The organism is Kitasatospora sp. NPDC048715 (assembly GCF_043198905.1).
Taxonomy (GTDB): Bacteria; Actinomycetota; Actinomycetes; order Streptomycetales; family Streptomycetaceae; genus Kitasatospora; species Kitasatospora lactacystinica.
Window position 1 is genome coordinate 26961 of record NZ_JBICVH010000014.1, and the last position, 21075, is coordinate 48035.

Consider the following 21075-nt stretch of genomic DNA (forward strand, 5'->3'; position numbering starts at 1 on the left):
ACGGGGGATACGAGAGACATGATGGACGAGAAGCGCCTGGTCAGATCGAGCAAGATGCTGTCGCGCATCCTGCGGCACGAACCCGGGCTGGTGGGGGTCACGCTGGACGGGGCCGGCTGGGTCCGGGTCGACGAGCTGCTCGACGCGCTCGCCGCCCGGGGCAGGCCGCTCACGCGGGCCGAGCTGGACCACGTCGTGGCGACCAACAACAAGCGCCGCTTCGGCTACTCGCCGGACGGTCTCTCGATCCGCGCCAATCAGGGCCACACGGTGGCGGTCGACCTCGGTCTGGCCGCCGCCGTGCCACCGCCGGTGCTCTACCACGGCACCGCCGACCGGCACCTGGCGGCGATCTTCCGCGAGGGCCTGCGCCCGATGGCCCGCCAGGACGTCCACCTCTCGGCGGACACCGGGACGGCGACCGGGGTCGGCGCCCGGCACGGCCGTCCGGTGGTGCTGACCGTGAACGCGGCGGCGATGACGGCGGCCGGCCACGAGTTCCGGCTCAGTGAGAACGGCGTCTGGCTCACCGACGCCGTGCCCCCGCGGTACCTCTCCCGACGCTCGTAGCCCGCCGGGCCGCGCCCCGCGCCGACGACCGCGACCGTTGGGCCTGTCCGCTCCGCCGGACAGGCCCTTCGCGTACCCGACCGGGTGGGTCCGGCCCACCCGGTCTCGTCCCCACCCGTGCCCGGGCGTACCGTGAGGAGGCCGCGCGGCAAGGCGCGCGGGTGCGCGACGAGGGCGGTAGGACACATGGGCAAGAGCGCCGACGACGGGCAGGTCTTCCGGATCACGGGGGCGCGCAGCAGCCTCACCGAGGACGTCCGGGGACGCCAGCGCCGCTACGTCATCTCGATGCTGGTCCGCACGGCCTGCGTGCTGCTCGCCGTGGTGCTGTGGGACGTCCAGCGGGTGCTGGCGTTCGCCGCCCTGGCGGGGGCCGTCCTGCTGCCGTACTTCGCGGTGCTGATCGCCAACGCGGGCCGGGAGCGGGCCCCGGGGCTGCCGAGCACCTTCGACTTCCCGCTCGACACCCCGCTGATGCTCGGCCCCGGTGGGGCGGGTGGGGCTGGTGCGAAGGCCGGTACAGGTGAGGCAAAGGCCGCTCCCACCGATCCTTCACAGGACGTGGACTGACCGTCCGTTTCACGCCACTTCGCCCTCGTTCAGCTCGTCGAAAGCTCAAAAGAAGCTCAGATTAATCATGCAAGACCTCCCCATCCGAGGGTGGTGGCGTGACATACTGCGTACGCGCTCCGCATCCCCCGTCGGAGCGACGGACCGACGCCGGGCGGCTCCCCCCGTGGCTGCCCGGCGTCGCCATGCCCGGATCCGGTCGGCCCGAGCGGGCGTGACAGACTGGCGGTGCAGACGTCACCCGCCAATCGTTGAGGACGGCCCGATGGACACCCCGCAGACGCCGATCTGCTCCGCCAAGGGCTGCCGGGCGGACGCCGGCTGGGTGCTGGTGTGGAACAACCCCAAGCTGCACACCCCCGACCGCCGCAAGACCTGGCTCGCCTGCGACGAGCACCGCGAGCACCTCTCCCAGTTCCTCGGGGTGCGCGGCTTCCTCAAGGAGGTCGTCGCCTTCGCCGACTGGACCCCCGAGGCCGTCGAGAGTTCCGGCGGGGCTGCCTAGCAACCCGTCCGGGGGCTCCGGCGAGTCGGCCCGGAGGGCGGACCGGTCCGGAAAGCGGTCCGCCGCCGAGGGACCGCCTAGCCGCCGATCGCGGACATCGGCCGCTCGGGCTGGAGGAACTCCGGGTCGTCGATCCCGGCCCCGGCCTTCTTGCCCCACATCGCCGCCCGCCACAGCGCGGCCAGTTCGGCGTCGTCCGCGCCCGAGCGCAGCGCGGTGCGCAGGTCGGTCTCGCCGGTCGCGAACAGGCAGTTGCGCACCTGGCCGTCGGCGGTCAGCCGGGTGCGGTCGCAGGCCCGGCAGAACGGACGGGTGACCGAGGCGATCACGCCCACCCGGCCGGGGCCGCCGTCCACCAGCCAGCGCTCGGCGGGTGCCGCGCCCCGGCGCTCGGACGGCTCCGGGGTGAGCGCGAAGCGGGCCCGCAGCAGGTCGAGGATCTCCGTCGCGGTGACCATCGACGCGCGGTCCCAGCCGTGCTGGGCGTCCAGCGGCATCTGCTCGATGAAGCGCAGCTCGTAGCCCCGCTCCAGGCACCAGGCCAGCAGGTCGGCCGCCTCGTGGTCGTTGACCCCGCGCATCAGTACCGCGTTCAGCTTCACCGGCGCGAGCCCGGCGGCCTCGGCGGCGGCCAGCCCGTCCAGCACGTCCTGGTGGCGGTGGCGGCGGGTGAGGGTGTGGAAGACCTCGGGGTCGAGGGTGTCCAGCGAGACGTTGACCCGGTCGAGGCCGGCCTCGCGCAGCGCCGTCGCGGTGCGGGCCAGCCCGATGCCGTTGGTGGTCAGTGAGAGTTCCGGGCGCGGTTCCAGCTCCGAGCAGGCGGCGACGACGGCGACCAGCCCGGGGCGCAGCAGCGGCTCGCCGCCGGTGAAGCGGACCTCGCGCACGCCCAGGTCGCGCACGGCGACGGTGACGAGCCGCACGATCTCCTCGTCGGTGAGCAGGTCCGGCTTGGCGAGCCACTGCAGGCCCTCCTCCGGCATGCAGTAGGTGCAGCGCAGGTTGCACCGGTCCGTGAGGGAGACCCGCAGGTCGACGGCCTGTCGTCCGAAGGTGTCGAGCAGCACGTGCGTCCTTCCCCGAGATGTGGCCGGCCCGGCCACCGTCACGGCGGGCCGGGCCAGCATAGTCATCGCGGAACGATCAGTGGGCGCCCAGCCCGGTCAGCGAGCGCACCTCCAGTTCAGCGTACTTCGCCGGGTCGGACCGTTCCCTGGACAGCAGCGTGCCGAGCCAGCCGGCCAGGAAGCCGACCGGGATGGAGACCAGGCCGGGGTTCTCCAGCGGGAACCAGTGGAAGTCGGAGTGCGGGAAGAGCGAGGTCTTCGCGCCGGAGACCACCGGGGAGAAGACCACCAGCGTCACCGAGGTGATCAGTCCGGCGTAGACCGAGCTGACCGCGCCGACGGTGGTGAAGCGCTTCCAGAACAGCGAGTAGAGCAGGGTGGGCAGGTTCGCCGAGGCGGCGACCGCGAAGGCCAGGGCGACCAGGGCGGCGGTGTTGAGCTTGTCCGCGAAGAGGCTGAGCACGATCGCGACGGCCCCGATCGCGACCGCGGCCCACTTCGCCGAGCGCACCTCCTCCTTCTCGCTCGCCTTCCCGCGCCGGATCACGTTGGCGTAGAGGTCGTGCGCGAAGGAGGCCGAGGAGGCGAGCGTGAGCCCGGCGACCACGGCCAGGATGGTGGCGAAGGCGACCGCGGAGATCACCGCGAGCAGGATCGCGCCGCCGGTGGTCCCGGCGCCTCCGCCGAGCGCCTCGGCCAGCTGGGGCGCCGCGGTGTTGCCCGCCGCGTTCGCCGCCTTGATCGCCTTGGATCCGACCAGCGCGGCGGCGCCGAAGCCGAGCGCCAGGGTCATCAGGTAGAAGACGCCGATGATGCCGATCGCCCAGAGCACCGACTTCCGGGCCGCCTTGGCGGTGGGCACGGTGTAGAAGCGGACCAGGATGTGCGGCAGGCCGGCGGTGCCGAGCACCAGCGCGATGCCCAGGCTGATGAAGTCGAGCTTGGCGGTGCCGCTGCCGTACTTCTGCCCTGGCTGGAGGAAGGCCTCGCCCTTGCCGCTCGCGCTCGCCGCCGCGCCGAGCAGTTCGGAGGGGTTGAAGTGGTACTTGGCCAGTACCAGGACGGTCATCAGCGCGGCGCCGGCGATCAGCAGCACCGCCTTGACGATCTGCACCCAGGTGGTGCCCTTCATCCCTCCGATCACCACATAGATGATCATCAGCGCGCCGACCCCGACGATGGTCCAGCGCTTGGCGGCGTTCCCCTCCGCGCCCAGGAGCAGCGCGACCAGGGTGCCGGCGCCGACCATCTGGGCGAGCAGGTAGAAGATCGACACCACGATGGTGGAGACGCCCGCCGCGGTGCGCACCGGTCGCTGGCGCATCCGGAACGCGAGGACGTCCGCCATCGTGAAGCGACCGGAGTTGCGCAGCGGTTCGGCGATCAGCAGCAGCGCGACCAGCCAGGCGACCAGGAAGCCGATCGAGTAGAGGAAGCCGTCGTAGCCGGTGAGCGCGATGGTCCCGGCGATGCCGAGGAAGGACGCGGCGGACATGTAGTCGCCGGAGATGGCCAGGCCGTTCTGGAAGCCGGTGAAGCCGCGGCCGCCGGCGTAGAAGTCTGAGGCGCTCCTGGTCTGCCGCCCGGCCCAGACGGTGATGCCGAGGGTGGCCAGGACGAAGACGCCGAACAGGGCCATCGTCAGACCGCGGTGCTCGGTGGCGGAGCTGGCGAGCGAAGTCATTCGGCGGGCTCCCGGGGTGCGTGGACGACGGCGCCGTGCGCCTCGCGGATCGCCGCGGCGGACGGGTCGATCCGCCGGTCCGCGTAGCGGGCGTACCAGGCGGCGATCGCGAAGGTGGTCACGAACTGGAGCAGCCCGAGCACCAGGGCCACGTTGACGTGCCCGAGGACCTTGGTGCGCATCAGTCCCGGCGCGTAGCAGGAGAGCAGGACGTAGAGCAGGTACCAGAGCACGAAACCGATGGTGACCGGGAAGGCGAAGCTCCGGAACGAGCGCCGCAGGGTTCGGAACTCCTCGCTGTCGTCGATGAGTTGGGCTTCCGTGGCGGCGGTGGTGAGCGGCGGCGAATCCACGCTGTCTCCTCACTCCTTCGGCGTATTTGTCACACGGGGGGAACGATCGAACGTGAGGGGCGTCACATGTCTGGCGCCGCGCAATGCTAGGAGCGTCCTGCCCGCCCCGGAAGGGGTTGACCGCGATCAGTCGAGCGTTCACCCCCTCGCACCATCCGATTGGCCGAAAAGCAGTCCATCTCAGCGACTGCGCCGCACCGGACCGACCCCCGGCCCCCGACACCCGGCCGCCGCCCGCGCCCTCCCCCGGGAACGACACCGGGAGCGGCCCCGGGAAACGACACCGGCCCGTGCCGCACCCCGAAGGGGGCGGCACGGGCCGGGTGCCGGGAGGCCGAGGCCTCAGAACGCGATCCGCACCTTCAGGGCCGAGCGGTCGTCCATCGCGCGGTAGCCGTCCGGAACGCCGTCCAGGCCGACGGTGCGGTCGAAGACCAGGCCCGGCTCGATGGCGCCCGAGAGCACGTCCGGCAGCAGCTCGGGGATGTACGCGCGGGCCGGGGCGACACCGCCGTTCAGCGAGACGTTTCGGCCGAACATCTGACCGATGTCGACGCCCGCGCTGCCGCCGTGCGGCACCCCGACGTAGCCCACCGCGCCGCCGTCCCGGGTGATCGAGATGGCCGTCCGCATCGACTCCTCGGTACCGACCGCCTCCAGCACCGCGTGCGCGCCCTGGCCGCCGGTCAGCTCCTTCACCGCCTCGACCGCGGCCTCGCCGCGCTCCGCCACCACGTCCGTCGCACCGAAGCGACGGGCCAGTTCGGTACGGGCCGCGTGCCGGCCCAGCGCGATGATCCGGCCCGCGCCCAGCCGGTGCGCCGCCAGCACCCCGCACAGGCCCACCGCGCCGTCGCCGACCACCGCGACCGTCGCACCCGGCCGCACCCGCGCGGAGACCGCCGCGTGGTGCCCGGTCGACATCACGTCGGACAGCGCCAGCAGCCCGGGCAGCAGCTTCTCGTCGCCCGCCGCCTCCTTCGGCAGCTTCACCAGCGTCCCGTCCGCGAACGGCACCCGCACCGCCTCGCCCTGGCCGCCGTCCGAACCGACCTGCCCCCAGAACCCGCCGTGCGGACAGGAGGTCTGCAGCCCTTCGAGACAGAAGTCACACGTCCCGTCCGACCAGACGAACGGCGCCACCACCAGGTCGCCCCTGGCGAAGCCGCGCACCTCGGCGCCGACCTCCTCGACCACGCCCAGGAACTCGTGCCCGATCCGCTGCCCGGCCACCCGCTGCGCCACGCCGCGGTAGGCCCACAGGTCACTGCCGCAGATGCAGGCGTTCACCACCCGGAGCAGCACGTCCGCCGGATGCTGGATCACCGGGTCCGGGACCTCTTCGATCCGGATGTCGTTGGGGCCGTGAATCACGGTGGCACGCATGCGCTGTTCCTTAGCTGAAAGATCTCGACCAGGTGTACGACACCCCCGTCGACCACTCTATTCCGGCCGGTCGGTCGCAACATTCCGGCCGGAGCCCCCCGCCCCGCCCCTTATCCTGTTGGACCATGCAACCGATCCAGCCCGAGACCTACGGAGTGCCGCGGACCGCGCCGGTCCCCGCGCAGCGCTCCGCCGTCCCCACCGGGGGCTTCGCGGTCGTCGACGTCGAGACCACCGGTCTCGGCCGCTCGGACCGCGTCATCTCGGCGGGCGTCTACCAGCTGGACGCGGACGGCGACGTCGTCGACCACTGGTACACCCTGGTCAACCCCCAGCGGGACCCGGGCCCGGTCTGGATCCACGGCCTCACCGCCGAGCTGCTCGCCACCGCCCCGACCTTCCCGCAGATCGCCGACGAGCTCGCCGCCCGTCTGCGGGACCGCGTCCTGGTCGCGCACAACGCGCTCTTCGACTGGAACATGATCTCCCGCGAGTTCTCCCGGGCCGGCCTGCGCGCCCCGGTCGAGCAGCGGCTGTGCACCATGGTCCTCTCCCGCGACCTGCGCCTGCCGCTGCCCAACGGCAAGCTGTCCTCGCTCGCCGCCCACTTCGGCGTCCAGCAGCGCCACGCCCACAACGCCCTGGACGACGCCCGGGTGCTCGCCGAGGCCTTCCGCCCCAGCCTGCGCCTCGCCCGCGACGGCGGCGTGCCGCTGCCGCTCCAGAACTGCGTCGCGGTCACCGACCTCGGCGAGGAGGAGCCGGCCGCCCCGGGCCGCAGCACCTGGACCGGCGCCACGTACCGCCAGGCCAAGAAGCGCCCGCCCTGCCCGTACCCCAACCCGGGGCGCTGGGAGGACGGCAAGCCCCTGGTCCAGGGCATGCGGGTGGCCGTCACCGGCGACACCGCCACCGACCGCGAGGTCCTGGAGGACCGCGCGGTCGAGGCCGGTCTGCACATCGCCACCTCGGTGAGCCGCCTCACCAGCCTGCTGGTCACCAACGAGCCGGACAGCTGGAGCGGCAAGGCCCGCCGGGCCCGCGAGCTCGGCACCCCCGTCGTCGGCGAGGACGCCTTCCTCCAGCTGCTGCGCGAGGTCGCCCCGCACCCCGGTGCGTGAGCCGTTTGTGAGGTCGGCGTACCGTTCCCATGTGTACCGTTTTCTGCTGACCCGACAGTGGCTGATCACCATGCTGGTCGCGCTGCTGCTGATCCCCGCGACGATCAAGCTGGGCTTCTGGCAGCTGCACCGCCACGAGGCACGGGTGGCCCGGAACGAGCTGATCGGTCAGGCCCTCACCGCCGCGCCGGTCCCCTTCGACACCCTGTCGCCGACCCCCGGCTTCGCGGTCCCCAAGGACCTCACCTGGCGCGCGGCGACCGCCACCGGACAGTACGACCCGGCACACGAGTTCGTGGTCCGCAAGCGGACCGACTCCAACGGCAGCATCGGCTACTTCGTGGTGACCCCGTTCCGGCTCGCCGACGGCAAGGGCACCGTCCTGGTCAACCGCGGCTGGGTCGCCTCCGGCGACGGCGCCACCGAGTACCCGCCCGTCCCGGCCGCCCCCACCGGCGATGTCTCCCTCACCGGCCGCCTGCGCGCCGAGGAGACGTACGGCGCCAGCGGCATCAAGGACCGCACCGGCCTGCCCGACCGCCAGTTCAACCTGATCAACACCGACGAGCAGGCCAAGCGGACCGGCGCCCCGCTCCTCGGCGGCTACCTCGAACTCACCGGCACCACCCCCGCCCCGGCCGACCAGCCCCAGCTGATCCCCGAGCCCAACCACTCCGACATCGGCCCGCACATGGCCTACGCCATCCAGTGGTGGCTGTTCACCGCGATGATCCCGGTCGGCGTCTGGGTCCTCGCCCGCCGCGAGGCCAAGGACCGCGCCAAGCAGGCCGCCGAAGCCGAGGTCCCGCTCGACGCCGTCCCCGCCTAGAGCACGTCGCCTGGCGCACATCGCCCAGAGCAGGTCGCCCAGAGCAGGTCGCCCAGAGCCGCCTAGAGCACGTCGTCCAGCTCCCGCAGCAGCCGCGCCTTCGCCCGCGCCCCCACCACCGACCGCACCGGCTGCCCGCCCCGGAACACCATCAGCGTCGGCATCGACAGCACCCCGTACGCCGCCTGCGTCCGCGGATTGTGGTCCACGTCCACGCTCACCACCCGCAGCCGGTGCCCCTCCTCCCGCGCGATGTCCGCCAGCACCGGCGCCATCATCCGGCACGGCGGGCACCAGTCCGCCGTGAAGTCCACCAGCACCGGCCCCTCGGCCCCCAGCACCTCAGCGGCGAACGTCTCGTCCGTCACCGCCGGCACACCCGTGATCTCCACCGTCTACTCCTTCACCAGTTCGCAAACAGGCGGCTCCTGAACGGCGGCCAGCTCGTCCCGCGCCCTCACGGCCCGATCGAACTGCCCCGCCACCTGAGCCCGCACGTCCTGGAGCCGGGCGATGCACTCGTCCAGCTCCCCCAACTTCCGCCGGTACACCTCCAGAGAGGCCGGACAGGAGTCCCCCTCCGGGTGCCCCGCCCGCAGGCACTCCACGAACGGCCTGGTCTCCTCCAGCCCAAACCCGAAGTCCTGCAACATCCGGATCTCCCGCAGCAACCGCAGATCCCCCTCGTCGTACGCCCGGTACCCGTTGCCCGCCCGCCGGGCCGGCAACAACCCCAACTGCTCGTAGTACCGCAACGCCCGCGTGGTCGTCCCCGCCCGCTCCGCCAACTCCCCGATCCGCACGCCGAACCACTCCTCCCGCACTTCCGGCAACGACCGTAAACCTTCCCCCCGGCGTCAACGCCAGCCCCGACCCGTCCCCACTCCCCGACCGGGCAAGATGTCCCCCATGGATCTCGGACTGAAGGACAAGGCCTACATCGTCACCGGCGCCACCCGGGGCCTCGGCCTCGCCGGCGCCCGCGAACTCGCCGCCGACGGCGCCCGGGTGCTCATCAGCGGCCGCACCCGGCAAGCCGTCGACAACGCCGTCGCCGAACTCGAAACTCTCGGAACCGCCCGGGGCCTCGTCGCCGACAACGCCTCCCCCGACACCCCCGAGCGCCTCATCGCCGAGGCCCGGCACCACTTCGGTCGTCTCGACGGCATCCTGATCAGCGTCGGCGGCCCCCAGGCCGGCCCCGTCGAGACCACCCCCGAGGACGCGTGGCGCGACGCCTTCGAGTCCGTCTTCCTCGGTGCCCTCCGGCTCGCCCGCGCCACCGCCGCCGCGCTCACCGACGGCGGTGTGATCGCCTTCGTGCTATCCAGCTCGGTCCGCCAGCCGATTCCCGGTCTGGGCATCTCCAACGGCCTGCGTCCGGGTCTCGCCATGGCCGCCAAGGCCCTCGCCGACGAGCTCGGCCCCCGCGGCATCCGCGTGGTCGGTCTGCTCCCGGCCCGGATCGACACCGACCGGGTCCGCGAGCTCGACGGCCTCGCCGACGACCCCGCCGCCGCCCGCGCCCGGGCCAGCGCCGCCATCCCGCTGGGCCGCTACGGCACCCCCGAGGAGTTCGGCAAGGTCGCCGCGTTCCTGCTCTCCCCCGCCGCCTCCTACCTGACCGGCGTCATGATCCCCGTCGACGGCGGCGCCCTCCGCACCCTCTGACTCCCGCCTCCACTCTCGATCGCTCGGCCCTGACCGTTCCTGGACTACTCCACCCGCGACCGGCTCCGCCCCCGCCGCCCCCGTCGGCCACGTCCGTGCCGCGGCTCGGCGGGGGCCGCCTGCAGGACCCTGATCCGCAGATCGGCCGGCAGCGCCGCCAGCCGCAGGCTCCCGCAGGCGTCCGTCCGAGGCCCGTCCTCGAAGTGCTCCACCAGCGCGGCCGGATCCCCGCCCGGCCGCAACCGCACCGCACCGCGCAGCTGCGGATGCCTCGGCGCCCGCACCAACCGCACCCCGGCCCGCTCGACCTGCGGCAGCACCACCGTCCGGTTCTCCAACGCCTCCTCCAGTGCCCGCGCACCGACCCGCAGTCGAAGCCCGCCCGCCCCCGGCGTCGGCACCTCGATGCTCGACAGCCCTGTACGCCTCAGCTGCGCCACCAGCCACCACACCATCCCCGCCACCAGCACGGTCAGTCCGCCGATCACCGTCGGCCACCACCACGCCGACGCCACCCACTGCCCCCGCGAACGCGCGCTGACCACCGGCTGGTCGGGCGAGGTGAGCGGCCACCAGTCCGGTGGATGCACGCCCAGCCTCCGGTACAGGTCGAGCCCGCCCGCCAGCACCAGCACCCCGACCCCCAGCAGTACCGCCCCCACCACCCCCAGCAGCACCCGGTTGACGACCGTCCGCCTCACCCCGCCACCCCCGCACCGCCGGCCGTTCCGGCCCCCGTACCGGCACCGGGGTCACCGGCACCCGGGTCCGACCCTCCGGCCGGTTCCTCCCCCACCACACGCGCGGTCCCCCGCGCCGCCCGCACGTCCAGCCGCATCGGCCGTCCCAGCCCCACCCGTCCCAGCTCGTCCCGCAACTGCCGCTGCACCAACGCCGGCTCCGCCGTCCCCGCCAACGAGATCCGGATCCGCCGCCGCCCGACCCGGATCCGCAGGTGGTCGATCCCGTCCAGTCCGGCCGCCCGGTCCGTCAGCAGGTGCCCGACCCCGGCCCGGTCGATGGCCGCGCTCGTCCCCCCGTACGGCCGCAGTACGAGCCAGCGCCGCAATCCGGGCGCGACGGCCAGCCACAGCAGCCACCCGCCGAGCAGGGTCGCCGCTCCGGCCCCCACCAGGACCGCCAGGTCGTCGAGGTGCCGCGTCGCCAGCTCGTCCGCGATCTGCGCCCGCCACCGCCGGGCCGGCTGCCCGACCCGCACCGCGATCACGTCGTACAGCAGCGCCCCCGCCACCACCAGCACCGCCGTCGCCACCAGCGCCGCCGCAGCCGTACGGGGCGCCCGCGGCCGTCGCACCTTGTCCGCCCGAAGCTCCGATGCCGCCCCCTGCGTCTCCTCCGGCCCCTGCGCCCCCTCCGCCTCAGGAGCCTGCGCGCTCACGAAGCGCCCCCCGTCACCAACTTCTCGACCACGACGACCACTTCCGAGACCCTGACCCCGGTCAGCCCCGCCACCCGCTCGGCGATCCGCGCCCGCACCGCCCCGGCCAGCGTCGCGACGTCCGAGGGGAACGGCAGCTCAAGAGCCACCCGGACCCGCACCGTGCTCCCCGGTACGGTCACCGAGACGTGCGGCGGCGCCCCCTTCGCCCGCCCGGCGGGCCAGGCCTCGGCCAGCACCTCCCGGGTGGCCCGAGCCGCGATCCCGGCGTACACCCGGTCGGCGATCCGGAGCCGCCCCCGACGCCCCGGCACGGACCCGGCCCCCGAAGCCGACCCCGACCCCGACCCCGAAACAGAACCCGAACCCGAACCGTGACCGGGCCCCGAGCCCGACCCGGAACGGGAGACCACGACCGGAACCGACACGGGGCCCGTCATCAGCGGCGCCGGTCGCGGCCGCGGAGCAGGTCCCCGAGGTCGCCCAGCTCGATGTCGCCCTCCAGCAGGCGTCCGATCACGAAGCCGACCAGCCCGAGCACGGCCACCAGCAGGAAGGCCGCGAACCCGCCGAAGTACCCGGCGAAGCCGAGGGCCATGCCCACCACCAGGCCGACGATGGCCAGGTTCATCCGCTACTCCCTCGTTTCCCGCTACTCCGTCGGGCCCGACGCCCCCGGCCTGCCGCCGAACGCGCTATTTGAGCTTCGGCCGCTGCCCGGACGGCGCCACCGGTTCCTCTTCCTCCTCGAACTCCGGTTCGTCCGGGAGGTGGACGTCGTTGACCGCGATGTTGACCTCGACGACCTCCAGGCCGGTCATCCGTTCGACCGCGTTGACGATGTTCTCCCGCACCTGGCGGGCGAGTTCGGGAATGACCACGCCGTACTCGACCACCAGGGCGATGTCGATCGCGGTCTGCTTCTCGCCGACCTCGGCCTTGATGCCCCGCCCGACGCTGGGCTTGCCGCCGGGCACCCGGTCCCGCATCGCGCCGAAGGTGCGGGCCAGGCCGGACCCGAGCGCGTGGATTCCGGCGACCTCGCGGGCCGCCATGCCGGCGATCTTCTCCACCACGCCGACGGCCAGCGCGGTGCGGCCGCGCTCCCCCACCGGCTTGGCACCGCCGCCGGCACCCGGCGGACCGGGGTTCGGGGCGCTGCCACCACCGGTGTGCTTGTGCATGGTCGCGGGCGTCGGAGTGTCAGGCATGGGCGCTTCTCCCGTCGTACGGCACCAGCTATATCGCAAACCTCCCCAACTCTGGCATTTCGCCACGGTCCCCGCCCCCCGAGCGTCGGCAGCCCACCCCGACGCCCGCCCCTGCGCGAGAGATTCCGTCCCCCACGCGGGAGGCCCACCGGGAGACCCACCCGGGAGACCCGCGCGAAAGACCCCGCACAGGAGAAGAGGGCCCGGCCCCGGGGAAGTCCCCCGGGGCCGGGCCCTGCGCCGTCGCCGTGCGGTCAGTCGCCGATCCCGGCGAGCTCCCGCAGCCGGCGGGCCTGCGCCGCCCGTTCGGCCGAACGCTGCTCGTCGAAGGAGCGCCCGGCGGCCCCCTGCAGCAGGGCCTTGGTCTCGATCACCGCCCCGCGCGGAGCGGCCAGCAGGGCCGCCGCGAGGTCGCGGGCGGCCGCCTCCAGGTCCTCGCCCGACACGGCGAGGTTGGCCAGCCCGATCGCGGCGGCCTCCTCGGCACCCACCCAGCGGCCGGTCGCGCAGATCTCCAGTGCCCGCGCGTAGCCGACGAGCTCGGTGAGCGGCTTGGTGCCGGCCAGGTCCGGAACGAGGCCCAGCGAGGTCTCCTTCATCGCGAACTGGACGTCCTCGGCGACCACCCGCAGGTCGCAGCCGAGGGCCAGCTGGAAGCCCGCGCCGACGGCGTGGCCCTGGACCGCCGCGATGGAGATCAGGTCCGGACGGCGCCACCAGGTGAAGGCCTCCTGGTACGAGGCGATGGCGTCGTCCAGCTCCCGGTCGGTGGAGGCGGCGAGCTGGAGGAAGGTGGGCTCGCCCGGGATGCCCTCGGGGGTGAACATGGCCCGGTCCAGCCCGGCGGAGAAGGAGACCCCCTCCGCGCGCAGCAGCACCACCCGGACGTTGCCGGGCAGCTCGCGGCCGGCCTCGGTGAGGGCGCGCCAGAGCGCGGGCGACTGGGCGTTGCGCCGCTTGGGTCGGCACAGGGTGACGACGGCGAGTTCGCCCTCGATCTCCAGGCGGACGCCGTCCCGCTCCCAGCTCGGGGCCTGCGGGTCGATGGCGGGAGCGGTCATGCGGGGACCTCCGGTGGCGAGGGACTTGGCTACCGGAGAGTAACAAAACTCGACGCGCCTGGGCAGGGGCCCCGACTCGGAGAGATCGACGGGGCCTGCGGCACTCCACGACGCCCCGCGAGGCGCGAATGCGGGACGAGGCGAGGCGAAGGGCGAAAGGGAAATGAACGGTATTGAAGAATGGGGGAAGGACCTCACCCCGGACATGACGATCGGCGGCCGGCCCGCACGGCTCGAGGGCGGACGCCCAGCTGACGGTCAGCTGTCGTCTCCTCGGCCGGCACCCTGCCGCCGCGCCATCCAGCCACTGGCTGACGAACCGTCAGGAACCGGCCCCGGCAGTCGCCTTGTTCTTGCCCCGCGTGGCACCGCCGCGGCCCCGGAGAATCACTCCGGACTCGCTCAGCATCCGGTGCACAAAGCCGTACGAACGACCGGTCTCCTCCGCGAGAGCGCGAATGCTCGCCCCGGAGTCGTACTTCTTCTTGAGATCGGCCGCGAGCTTCTCACGCGCGGCACCGGTCACCCGGCTGCCCTTTTTCAGAGTCTCGGCCACCCGTGCCTCCTCGTAGCGTTGCTCGGTCAGATTCCCATGATCACCCATCCACCGCGTCCTGGCCACCCATTCGACAAGGTCGATGTCGGAAATGCGTGGTCCTTCGGTGGTGATCCGAGCGCATCAGGGCGCTCACGCAGAGTGCACGCCCCCTGGCGGATCCGGCCGTTCGCCGAGAAAGGGCTGATCAGCAACGTCGGCCCGACCACGATCGAGTGGCGGGCCGACGGAAAGTCCTTAAACGGAATCCGGGTCTACTTCATTCCCGGACACGCCGAAAGGACTAGATATTCTCATCCGAAAAGCGGATCTCGCGTCTACTTCCGGTCAGGCCAAGGAGACCAGATCGGCGTAGGACGGGTTCCAGAGGTCCTCCACGCCGTCCGGCAGCAGGATGATCCGCTCCGGGTCGAGCGCCTCGACCGCGCCCTCGTCGTGGGTGACCAGCACGACCGCGCCGGAGAACTCGCGCAGCGCGCCCAGGATCTCCTCGCGGCTGGCCGGGTCGAGGTTGTTGGTGGGCTCGTCGAGCAGCAGCACGTTGGCGGAGGAGACCACCAGGGTGGCCAGCGCCAGACGGGTCTTCTCACCGCCGGAGAGCACCCCGGCCGGCTTGTCGACGTCGTCGCCGGAGAACAGGAAGGAACCGAGGATCTTGCGGATCTGCACCAGGTCGGTGTCGGGCGCGGCCGAGCGCATGTTCTCCAGCACGCTGCGGTCCGGGTCGAGCGTCTCGTGCTCCTGGGCGTAGTAGCCGATCTTCAGGCCGTGGCCCGGGATCACCTCGCCGGTGTCCGGCTGCTCCACCCCGGCCAGCATCCGCAGCAGGGTGGTCTTGCCGGCGCCGTTGAAGCCCAGCACGACGACCCGGGAACCGCGGTCGATCGCCAGGTCGACGTCGGTGAAGATCTCCAGCGAGCCGTAGGACTTGGACAGGCCGCTGGCGGTCAGCGGGGTCTTGCCGCAGGGGGCCGGCTCCGGGAAGCGCAGCTTGGCGACCTTGTCGTTCACCCGGACCTGCTCCAGCCCGGAGAGCAGCTTGTCGGCGCGGCGGGCCATGTTCTGCGCGGCCACCGTCTTGGTCGCCTTGGCCCGCATCTTGTCGGCCTGGGCGTTGAGGGTCGCGGCCTTCTTCTCGGCGTTGGCCCGCTCGCGCTTGCGGCGCTTCTCGTCGTCCTCGCGCTGCTGCTGGTACTGCTTCCAGCCCATGTTGTAGACGTCGATGCAGGAGCGGTTGGCGTCCAGGTAGAAGACCTTGTTGACGACCGTCTCGACCAGGTCGACATCGTGCGAGATGACGATGAAGCCGCCCTTGTAGGTCTTCAGGAAGTCCCGCAGCCAGACGATCGAGTCCGCGTCCAGGTGGTTGGTGGGCTCGTCGAGGAGCAGCACGTCGGAGTCCGAGAAGAGGATCCGGGCCAGCTCGACCCGGCGGCGCTGACCACCGGAGAGGGTGTGCAGCGGCTGGCCGAGGATGCGGTCCGGCAGGCCCAGCGCGGCGGCGATGGTGGCGGCCTCGGCCTCGGCGGCGTACCCGCCCTTGGTGAGGAACTCGGTCTCCAGCCGGGCGTACTTCTTCATCGCGTTGTCCCGGGTGGCGCCCTTGCCGTTGGCCATCCGCTCCTCGTTCTCGCGCATCTTCTTCAGCACGGTGTCGAGGCCGCGGGCGGAGAGGATGCGGTCCTTGGCGAGGACCTCCAGGTCACCGGTGCGCGGGTCCTGCGGGAGGTAGCCGACCTCGCCCGAACGGGTGACGGTACCGGCGGCGGGCAGGCCCTCGCCCGCCAGCACCTTGGTGAGCGTGGTCTTGCCGGCGCCGTTGCGGCCGACCAGACCGATCCGGTCGCCGGCGGCGACCTTGAAGTTCGCGGACTCGATCAGGATCCGGGCACCGGCACGCAGTTCGAGGGCGTTGGCGGAAATCATGGCTGGGAGCTGCTCCTGGGACGTGGGCGGGCGGCCGGGCAGGACTGACCCGGGGCCGGGTTGGCGTGAGGGGGACTTCATCGGCGGTCGGCGCGGCCCTCCTGGCGCCGCCGCCCGCTATTGCCCGGAGAAAATAGCCATGGCGGCAAGTCTACCGGGCCCCGTGTCACCCTCGGAGGCGTACCGGCCCGGGGTATCCGGCGGCCTGCCGCCCGCCGGTTCCGGGGCCGAAGGCCGTCGTCCGCGGGTCGTCCCCGCTACTGCGGCTGGGCGTCCGGCGCGGTACCGGTGGCCGACGGGTCGCCGGCGGCCGGGTTGGCCGGCAGGTCGCCCACGGCCGGGTTCACCGACGGGTCCGCCGCGCAGCCGCCCTGCGGACGGACCGCCGCGAACGGCGCGTCCACGCTGCCGCAGGCCGTCTCGGGCGCGGCCGCCTTGGTGTCGAACACCTTGGGCGGGACGATCGGGCCGTCGGTGATCTCCACCCGGCTGCGGTCCAGCACCTTGACCGTGGCGGTCGGACCGGCGTTCATCGACCAGCCGTTGCTGTCCAGCCGGTAGCCGGTGATGCCGCCGGAGACGGCCTGCCCGCTGCTGTTGCTGCAGGTGCGCGGGATGAGCACGGCGTAGTCGGTGTGGACGGCGCGCAGCGGGTCGTAGACGCAGTTGCCGGAGGGCTTGTCGTTGTAGCGCAGGTCGCCGTCGGCGTCGCGCAGGCCCATGGTCAGGTTCGGGGTGACCAGGGCCAGCCAGGGCGAGCCGTCCCGCTGGACGGTGTGCAGCGCGGCCGCGGCCCGCTGCTTGGCGAGCGCCTTGCGCTGGGCGTCGGTCCGCTTGTCGGCGCCGGGCTCGCCGTCGCCGTGCAGCCAGTCGGCCAGGCCCGGCACCGCGCGGTGCCAGCGCACCTCGTGGTCGCCCGGGCGCACCGAGGTGACCATGCCGTCGTCCCAGACCACGATCGCGTTGTCGCCGGCCATCGCCAGGTAGAGCGCCTCGGCGCCCTCGCGGCGGTAGGACCAGGCCTGCTCGCCGGTCCGCTTGTGGAAGGCCTCCAGGCCGGGGCCCACCCGCAGGTCGAGGTCGGCCGAGCTGAGCGACTCGGAGTTCACCGGCGTCGCCCCCGCGTCGCCCGGTCCCGCGACCCGGTCGCCGAACGGCACCGGCTTGTTCGCGTGCGCCGCCGCTCCGGCCGCAAGGACCAGCACCACCGCCGAGGCAGGCAGGATCGAGCGGGGGGTCAGTACACGCAGCGGCTTCCAGGACACGGCCGGAGCGTACCTTTCACCGGGCACGCGAGTCAGCCCGGTTCCGCCGTCGCCGTGTCCCGCCGGGCGCCCGCCCGGCCCCGCGCGCCCTTCCCGCACGTCCACCCGCCCACCTGCGCCGTCGGCGTTCCGGCCGCCGCGCCGGGCGTTGCGGAGCGGGCCGCGGGGGCCCGACAGGACCGTTACCAAGCTGATACATGACCGCGGGTCGCCGGTCTTTGCGGCAGACGGCGTTCGATCGGCGCCCACTTTAGGGTGACATTCGGCTTTTTCGTCCCCCTTCGGGCCTACTGTCGGCGAGCGGGGCGCCACGGTCCGTCCACGCCGAGACCGTGCGCCCCGCCCACGCGACGTCCGGAGGAGAGCACCATGCGAATCGGCCGCCTGACGCTGGCCGCCGCCACCCTGCTGCTGATGGCCACGGCCAGCGTCCCGGCCGGGACGCCGTTCAGCCAGACCGAACGGCACACCCTCTCCTCGGACGCCATCGAGCCCCGCGGCGCGGCCCCCCGCCCGCCGGTCCAGCGGCCGAACCACGAGCCGCCGTTCGGTGCCTTCGTCGGTTCCTGGGACGACTACATCCCGCAGATCGGCCGGTACGCGCAGTGGCTGGGCGACGCGAACATGCAGGTCGGCCACACCTATCTGGCGGGCAACGGCTGGAGCGACATCGAGGGCGAGCCGATGGTGCTCGGGCTGTGGTCGCAGTGGCGGCAGGCCGATCCGTCCCGGCTGCTGGTGCTCGGGGTGCCGATGCTGGTGCCCAGCGAGGCGAAGGTGCCGGACGGCGAGGTCGCGGACCTGCTGGCCCAGGGGGCGCGCGGGGACTTCGACGGGCACTTCCTCAAGCTCGCGCGCCGGCTGGTCGCGCTGGGCGGCGCGGACACCGTGCTCACGCTCGGCTGGGAGATGAACGGCACCACCTACACCCACCGCTGCAAGCCCGACCCGGCCGCGTGGAAGACGTACTGGCGGCGGATCGTCGGGGTGATGCGCTCGGTGCCCGGGCAGCGGTTCCGCTTCGACTTCGCCCCCAGCCGGGGCCTGGACGCCGTCCCGTGGACCAAGTGCTACCCCGGTGACGACGTGGTCGACATCATCGGCATGGACAACTACGACCAGCCGGCGGGCGGCACCTTCGACGACTACGTGCGCGAGCCGTACGGCCTCCAGGACCAGGTGGAGTTCGCCGCCAAGCGCGGCAAGCCGGTCTCGTACCCGGAGTGGGGGCTGTTCCGCAACGGCGACAACCCCGAGTTCGTGCAGCGGATGGTCGACTGGATCCGCACCCACGACACCGCCTACCAGACCGTCACCGACTACTGTCCGCACGGCTTCTTCCAGTGCGAGCGCAATCCTCGCTCGGCGGCCACGTTCAAACAGCTGATGTCCGGTTCGAAGGGGGCGCCGACGCCGGCACCGGCGGAGGCACCGGCGCCGACGGCCACCCCGGCGACGGACGTGCCCGCGGCGCCGGGCCCGCCCGCCGTGCCGGCCGCGCCCGCCGTGCCCGGGGGCAGCACCGCGCCGAGCAGGACGGCGAGCCCGTCGGCCCGTCCGGCGAAGGGCAAGTCGACGGGACGGCCGACGGGCGCGCCGCACGCCCGGCACTGAGCGCTCAGCTGCGGCGGCGGGCCAGCAGCGCTTCCTTGAGCCGGGGGAAGCGGGTGCGCAGCTGGTGCGCCGCCGCCTGCCGGGCCCGCACCGCCCCGGCGCGGACGGCCGCTGCCGGCGCCGCCCCCGCCGGACCGAGCAGCAGCCGGTGGTTGGACAGCTGGTCCGGCCGCCAGCGCTGCTTGTACGGCTCCTGGCCGCGCAGCAGGCCGAGCACCGGGACGCCCGCGCCGACCGTCTCGTCCAACGCCGCGCTGAACAGCAGCCCGGCGATGTCCAGCCGCTCGCGCAGCACCGGGTGCGCCCCGTACATGTACAGGCCGCCGAAGGACGGACAGAGCAGCAGCAGGTTCACCGCGACCAGCTGGCCGTCCAGGTGGAACTGGTGGACGGTGGCCCTGCCGGAGGCGACCAGTCCGGTGGTGGACTCGGTCAGGTGGCTCGCGAACCGCTCGGTGCGGTGCTCGGGCGTGACGCCGCGCGCCTGCCACTGCATGAAGTGCAGCCGCAGCAGCCCGTCCAGCGCCTGCGGCACCTCGGCCGCCGGGGTGGAGCGGACCGTCACCCCGGCCTCGGCGATCTTGCGGAGCTTCACCCGGCTGCGCTGGGCGGTCTTGCCGGGCACCCGCTTGAGCAGCCGGTCCATCGGGACGGCCGGCAGGTACTGGCAGAGCGAGTCCCGGTAGCGGCGGCGGCTGCCGCTCCAGTGCGCGTACACCCGCTGCACCGCCGCCTCGGGGTGCACCTCGCGCAGTTCCAGCCAGTGCCAGGGGCGGGTGAGCGGGAGCGCGGCGGCGAACTCGGCGGCCGCCCGGTCCGCGCACTCGTCGTCGAGCAGGACGTCGGTGTAGTCGACCAGTCCGCCGCCGAGGCCGGTCAGGCCGCCGAACGGTCCGCCGCGGCGCACGAAGGCGCCCGCGCCGACCAGCCGGCCGTCCCGGCGGACCAGCACCACGAGCAGGCTGCCCGGGCGGCCGTAGTGGCGCCACCAGGAGCGCTGCCAGTCAGCGGCCTGGAAGAAGGTGGCGGTCCGGCAGCGGCCGGCCAGGTCGTCCCACTCCTCGGCGAGGAGGTCCAGGGCGTCGTCCTCGCCGAGGAGCTCGGTGGTCCAGGCCGGCGCCGTCGCCCGGGCGGGCAGGCTGCTCCTGCGGGTCTCGGTGCTCATCGTCCGCTCCCGGCCGGCGCCTTGGCCCGGGTGGCGGGCCGGTCCTCGACGGCGGGGGCCTGCTGCTCGACGGCGGAGGGCTGTTCCTCCACCGCGGGCGTCCGGTCCTCGGCCGGGGGCTGCTCCGCCGCCGCGGCCCCGGCGCCGGGCTTCCTGCCGGGCTTCCCGACGGTCTTCTTCTCGGCCTTCGTGCTCCCCTTCTTCACGCTCTCGGCCGTCACGCTCCCGGCCGTCACGTTCCCGGCCGTCACGTTCCCGGCCTTCACGTTCCCGGCCGCCACGCTCTCGGCCTTCACGCTCCCGGCCTTCACCCCTTCGGCCTCGGCACCGGCGTCGGCACCGGGCGCGGAGTCGCCACCGGACGCGGTCCTGGCCTTGGCCGGCTCCTCTCGGCGCGGGCGCGGCGTCGTCGGGACCGCCACCGGCGCGGAGGCGGCGGGGGTCTCCGATCCCTGCGCGGCCTGTGCGGCCTGCGCCGCCTGCGATGCCCGCGCGGCCCGCAGCACCCGCGGCATCTCGGGACTCCCGGCGGCCTCCGGCGTCCCCGCGCCGCCCCGGCGGCGGTTCATCATCACCAGGGCGCCCAGCAGCAGCCCGGCCGCGCCGCCGACCGCGACGTCCAGCTTCCCGGAGGGCGTGGTCGGCCTGTCCGGCGCGGCGGCCGGGGACAGCGTCACCAGCCGGACGTTGGTGTCCTTGCTGCTGGTGTTGGCGAAGGCGACCAGCGAGCGGGCCACCGCGTCGGCGGTCCGGGCGGCCTCCTGGGGGCGCCGCCCGGTGCCGGTGAGCTCGATCATCGGGGCGTCCGGCGAGGTCGTCCCGTGCACCAGGGACTCCAGCTCGGACCGGGTGTGGCCGGTCTCCGCGGCCGCGACCGCGAGCACCTGCGGCTGACCGGCCAGCCGGCCGTACGCCTGGGCGAAGTTGGTGGCGATCGCGGCTTCCCCGGGGTTCTGCGCGACCACGAGGACGTAGGCGTTGGCGGCGTACGACGGCGGCGAGACGACGGCGTACCCGGCGCCGGCCGCGGCGCCCAGCGGTACCGCCAGCACCACCGGCCACCAGCGGCGGACCAGGCGACGGGCGCTTCGGCGCGGTGTGGTCATGGGTCTTGCTCCTTGG

General features: G+C 73.4%; 24 protein-coding genes. 7 read left to right on the forward strand and 17 right to left on the reverse strand.

Features of this window, described 5'->3' with window-relative positions; translation table 11 throughout:
• Window positions 1-21 precede the first annotated feature (21 nt).
• The 3 genes from ACGFSC_RS25065 to ACGFSC_RS25075 all read left to right on the forward strand — a co-directional run bounded on the left by ACGFSC_RS25065 (window position 22) and on the right by ACGFSC_RS25075 (window position 1645).
• Window positions 22-570, forward strand: a complete 549-nt coding sequence (locus tag ACGFSC_RS25065; RefSeq protein ID WP_359911512.1) for an RNA 2'-phosphotransferase — start codon at window positions 22-24, stop codon at window positions 568-570.
• A gap of 186 nt (window positions 571-756) precedes the next feature.
• Window positions 757-1140 carry a DUF3099 domain-containing protein gene (locus tag ACGFSC_RS25070; protein WP_359911491.1) on the forward strand — a complete coding sequence of 128 codons (384 nt, stop codon included), beginning with the start codon at window positions 757-759 and terminating at the stop codon, window positions 1138-1140.
• Between the two features lie 265 nt (window positions 1141-1405).
• Window positions 1406-1645, forward strand: a complete 240-nt coding sequence (locus ACGFSC_RS25075) for a hypothetical protein (protein WP_359911494.1) — start codon at window positions 1406-1408, stop codon at window positions 1643-1645.
• Between the two features lie 77 nt (window positions 1646-1722).
• Here ACGFSC_RS25075 and moaA read toward each other — a convergent pair whose 3' ends face one another.
• From moaA to ACGFSC_RS25095, 4 genes are all read right to left on the reverse strand, one after another.
• Window positions 1723-2712 (reverse strand): GTP 3',8-cyclase MoaA, encoded by a 990-nt coding sequence (gene moaA, locus ACGFSC_RS25080; RefSeq protein ID WP_359911515.1) that lies wholly within the window; start codon window positions 2710-2712, stop codon window positions 1723-1725.
• A 76-nt stretch (window positions 2713-2788) separates the two neighbouring features.
• Window positions 2789-4396: a cation acetate symporter gene (locus ACGFSC_RS25085; protein ID WP_359911497.1), complete on the reverse strand. Its 1608-nt coding sequence runs from the start codon at window positions 4394-4396 to the stop codon at window positions 2789-2791.
• On the reverse strand, window positions 4393-4749 hold the full coding sequence (locus ACGFSC_RS25090; RefSeq protein WP_359911500.1) for a DUF485 domain-containing protein: 357 nt from the start codon (window positions 4747-4749) through the stop codon (window positions 4393-4395). The genes ACGFSC_RS25085 and ACGFSC_RS25090 overlap by 4 nt, the downstream gene beginning before the upstream one ends.
• Window positions 4750-5091: 342 nt before the next feature.
• The gene (locus ACGFSC_RS25095; protein ID WP_359903293.1) at window positions 5092-6135 is read right to left on the reverse strand and encodes a zinc-dependent alcohol dehydrogenase family protein; all 1044 of its coding nucleotides are present in this window, start codon (window positions 6133-6135) and stop codon (window positions 5092-5094) included.
• 125 nt (window positions 6136-6260) lie between these two features.
• Here ACGFSC_RS25095 and ACGFSC_RS25100 point away from each other — a divergent pair, with 125 nt between their 5' ends.
• Together ACGFSC_RS25100 and ACGFSC_RS25105 are read left to right on the forward strand one after the other, a co-directional pair.
• Window positions 6261-7256, forward strand: coding sequence for a DEDDh family exonuclease (locus ACGFSC_RS25100; protein ID WP_359903296.1), 996 nt, complete (start codon window positions 6261-6263; stop codon window positions 7254-7256).
• Between the two features lie 31 nt (window positions 7257-7287).
• Complete coding sequence (locus ACGFSC_RS25105; RefSeq protein ID WP_359903299.1) at window positions 7288-8085, forward strand: SURF1 family protein; 798 nt, start codon at window positions 7288-7290, stop codon at window positions 8083-8085.
• A 62-nt stretch (window positions 8086-8147) separates the two neighbouring features.
• On the opposite strand, the gene trxA is transcribed toward ACGFSC_RS25105, so the two are convergent.
• A complete protein-coding gene (gene trxA, locus ACGFSC_RS25110; protein ID WP_359903302.1) occupies window positions 8148-8477 on the reverse strand; it encodes a thioredoxin in 330 nt (109 codons plus the stop codon).
• Between the two features lie 3 nt (window positions 8478-8480).
• Window positions 8481-8888 carry a MerR family transcriptional regulator gene (locus ACGFSC_RS25115; RefSeq protein WP_359903456.1) on the reverse strand — a complete coding sequence of 136 codons (408 nt, stop codon included), beginning with the start codon at window positions 8886-8888 and terminating at the stop codon, window positions 8481-8483.
• A 106-nt stretch (window positions 8889-8994) separates the two neighbouring features.
• Between ACGFSC_RS25115 and ACGFSC_RS25120 the strand changes: the two genes are divergently transcribed.
• Window positions 8995-9756 carry an SDR family oxidoreductase gene (locus ACGFSC_RS25120; protein WP_359903305.1) on the forward strand — a complete coding sequence of 254 codons (762 nt, stop codon included), beginning with the start codon at window positions 8995-8997 and terminating at the stop codon, window positions 9754-9756.
• Window positions 9757-9800: 44 nt separating this feature from the next.
• Here ACGFSC_RS25120 and ACGFSC_RS25125 read toward each other — a convergent pair whose 3' ends face one another.
• The 9 genes from ACGFSC_RS25125 to ACGFSC_RS25165 all read right to left on the reverse strand — a co-directional run bounded on the left by ACGFSC_RS25125 (window position 9801) and on the right by ACGFSC_RS25165 (window position 17174).
• Window positions 9801-10457, reverse strand: coding sequence for an alkaline shock response membrane anchor protein AmaP (locus tag ACGFSC_RS25125; protein ID WP_359903308.1), 657 nt, complete (start codon window positions 10455-10457; stop codon window positions 9801-9803).
• Window positions 10454-11155 carry a DUF6286 domain-containing protein gene (locus tag ACGFSC_RS25130; protein ID WP_359903311.1) on the reverse strand — a complete coding sequence of 234 codons (702 nt, stop codon included), beginning with the start codon at window positions 11153-11155 and terminating at the stop codon, window positions 10454-10456. The genes ACGFSC_RS25125 and ACGFSC_RS25130 overlap by 4 nt, the downstream gene beginning before the upstream one ends.
• Window positions 11152-11469 (reverse strand): hypothetical protein, encoded by a 318-nt coding sequence (locus ACGFSC_RS25135; protein ID WP_359903314.1) that lies wholly within the window; start codon window positions 11467-11469, stop codon window positions 11152-11154. The genes ACGFSC_RS25130 and ACGFSC_RS25135 overlap by 4 nt, the downstream gene beginning before the upstream one ends.
• Before the next feature lie 125 nt (window positions 11470-11594).
• On the reverse strand, window positions 11595-11786 hold the full coding sequence (locus ACGFSC_RS25140) for a hypothetical protein (RefSeq protein WP_359903317.1): 192 nt from the start codon (window positions 11784-11786) through the stop codon (window positions 11595-11597).
• A 64-nt stretch (window positions 11787-11850) separates the two neighbouring features.
• On the reverse strand, window positions 11851-12339 hold the full coding sequence (locus ACGFSC_RS25145; RefSeq protein ID WP_359903459.1) for an Asp23/Gls24 family envelope stress response protein: 489 nt from the start codon (window positions 12337-12339) through the stop codon (window positions 11851-11853).
• Window positions 12340-12620: 281 nt separating this feature from the next.
• On the reverse strand, window positions 12621-13427 hold the full coding sequence (locus ACGFSC_RS25150) for an enoyl-CoA hydratase/isomerase family protein (RefSeq protein ID WP_359903320.1): 807 nt from the start codon (window positions 13425-13427) through the stop codon (window positions 12621-12623).
• Window positions 13428-13749: 322 nt separating this feature from the next.
• Window positions 13750-13983 carry a helix-turn-helix domain-containing protein gene (locus ACGFSC_RS25155; RefSeq protein WP_030059940.1) on the reverse strand — a complete coding sequence of 78 codons (234 nt, stop codon included), beginning with the start codon at window positions 13981-13983 and terminating at the stop codon, window positions 13750-13752.
• Window positions 13984-14310: 327 nt separating this feature from the next.
• Window positions 14311-15909 carry an ABC-F family ATP-binding cassette domain-containing protein gene (locus ACGFSC_RS25160; RefSeq protein WP_359903323.1) on the reverse strand — a complete coding sequence of 533 codons (1599 nt, stop codon included), beginning with the start codon at window positions 15907-15909 and terminating at the stop codon, window positions 14311-14313.
• Window positions 15910-16166: 257 nt separating this feature from the next.
• Window positions 16167-17174, reverse strand: coding sequence for a hypothetical protein (locus ACGFSC_RS25165; protein WP_359903326.1), 1008 nt, complete (start codon window positions 17172-17174; stop codon window positions 16167-16169).
• A 369-nt stretch (window positions 17175-17543) separates the two neighbouring features.
• On the opposite strand from ACGFSC_RS25165, the gene ACGFSC_RS25170 reads away from it, so the two are divergent.
• Window positions 17544-18788, forward strand: coding sequence for a glycosyl hydrolase (locus ACGFSC_RS25170; RefSeq protein ID WP_359903329.1), 1245 nt, complete (start codon window positions 17544-17546; stop codon window positions 18786-18788).
• Window positions 18789-18792: 4 nt separating this feature from the next.
• On the opposite strand, the gene ACGFSC_RS25175 is transcribed toward ACGFSC_RS25170, so the two are convergent.
• Both ACGFSC_RS25175 and ACGFSC_RS25180 read right to left on the reverse strand, forming a co-directional pair.
• Entirely contained in the window at window positions 18793-19953 is a 1161-nt protein-coding gene (locus tag ACGFSC_RS25175; protein WP_359903332.1) for a GNAT family N-acetyltransferase, read from the reverse strand.
• The gene (locus ACGFSC_RS25180) at window positions 19950-21059 is read right to left on the reverse strand and encodes a Wzz/FepE/Etk N-terminal domain-containing protein (protein ID WP_359903335.1); all 1110 of its coding nucleotides are present in this window, start codon (window positions 21057-21059) and stop codon (window positions 19950-19952) included. Before ACGFSC_RS25180 ends, ACGFSC_RS25175 begins: the two co-directional genes overlap by 4 nt.
• Window positions 21060-21075 lie beyond the last annotated feature (16 nt).

Excerpts from the sequence above, each read along its gene's own strand:
- ACGFSC_RS25065 (WP_359911512.1), top strand. The coding sequence starts at position 22 with ATGGACGAGAAGCGCCTGGTCAGATCGAGCAAGATGCTGTCGCGCATC.
- ACGFSC_RS25070 (WP_359911491.1), top strand. The coding sequence starts at position 757 with ATGGGCAAGAGCGCCGACGACGGGCAGGTCTTCCGGATCACGGGGGCG.
- ACGFSC_RS25075 (WP_359911494.1), top strand. The coding sequence starts at position 1,406 with ATGGACACCCCGCAGACGCCGATCTGCTCCGCCAAGGGCTGCCGGGCG.
- ACGFSC_RS25085 (WP_359911497.1), bottom strand. The coding sequence starts at position 4,396 with ATGACTTCGCTCGCCAGCTCCGCCACCGAGCACCGCGGTCTGACGATG.
- ACGFSC_RS25095 (WP_359903293.1), bottom strand. The coding sequence starts at position 6,135 with ATGCGTGCCACCGTGATTCACGGCCCCAACGACATCCGGATCGAAGAG.
- ACGFSC_RS25100 (WP_359903296.1), top strand. The coding sequence starts at position 6,261 with ATGCAACCGATCCAGCCCGAGACCTACGGAGTGCCGCGGACCGCGCCG.
- ACGFSC_RS25120 (WP_359903305.1), top strand. The coding sequence starts at position 8,995 with ATGGATCTCGGACTGAAGGACAAGGCCTACATCGTCACCGGCGCCACC.
- ACGFSC_RS25140 (WP_359903317.1), bottom strand. The coding sequence starts at position 11,786 with ATGAACCTGGCCATCGTCGGCCTGGTGGTGGGCATGGCCCTCGGCTTC.
- ACGFSC_RS25145 (WP_359903459.1), bottom strand. The coding sequence starts at position 12,339 with ATGCACAAGCACACCGGTGGTGGCAGCGCCCCGAACCCCGGTCCGCCG.
- ACGFSC_RS25150 (WP_359903320.1), bottom strand. The coding sequence starts at position 13,427 with ATGACCGCTCCCGCCATCGACCCGCAGGCCCCGAGCTGGGAGCGGGAC.
- ACGFSC_RS25160 (WP_359903323.1), bottom strand. The coding sequence starts at position 15,909 with ATGATTTCCGCCAACGCCCTCGAACTGCGTGCCGGTGCCCGGATCCTG.
- ACGFSC_RS25170 (WP_359903329.1), top strand. The coding sequence starts at position 17,544 with ATGCGAATCGGCCGCCTGACGCTGGCCGCCGCCACCCTGCTGCTGATG.
- ACGFSC_RS25175 (WP_359903332.1), bottom strand. The coding sequence starts at position 19,953 with ATGAGCACCGAGACCCGCAGGAGCAGCCTGCCCGCCCGGGCGACGGCG.
- ACGFSC_RS25180 (WP_359903335.1), bottom strand. The coding sequence starts at position 21,059 with ATGACCACACCGCGCCGAAGCGCCCGTCGCCTGGTCCGCCGCTGGTGG.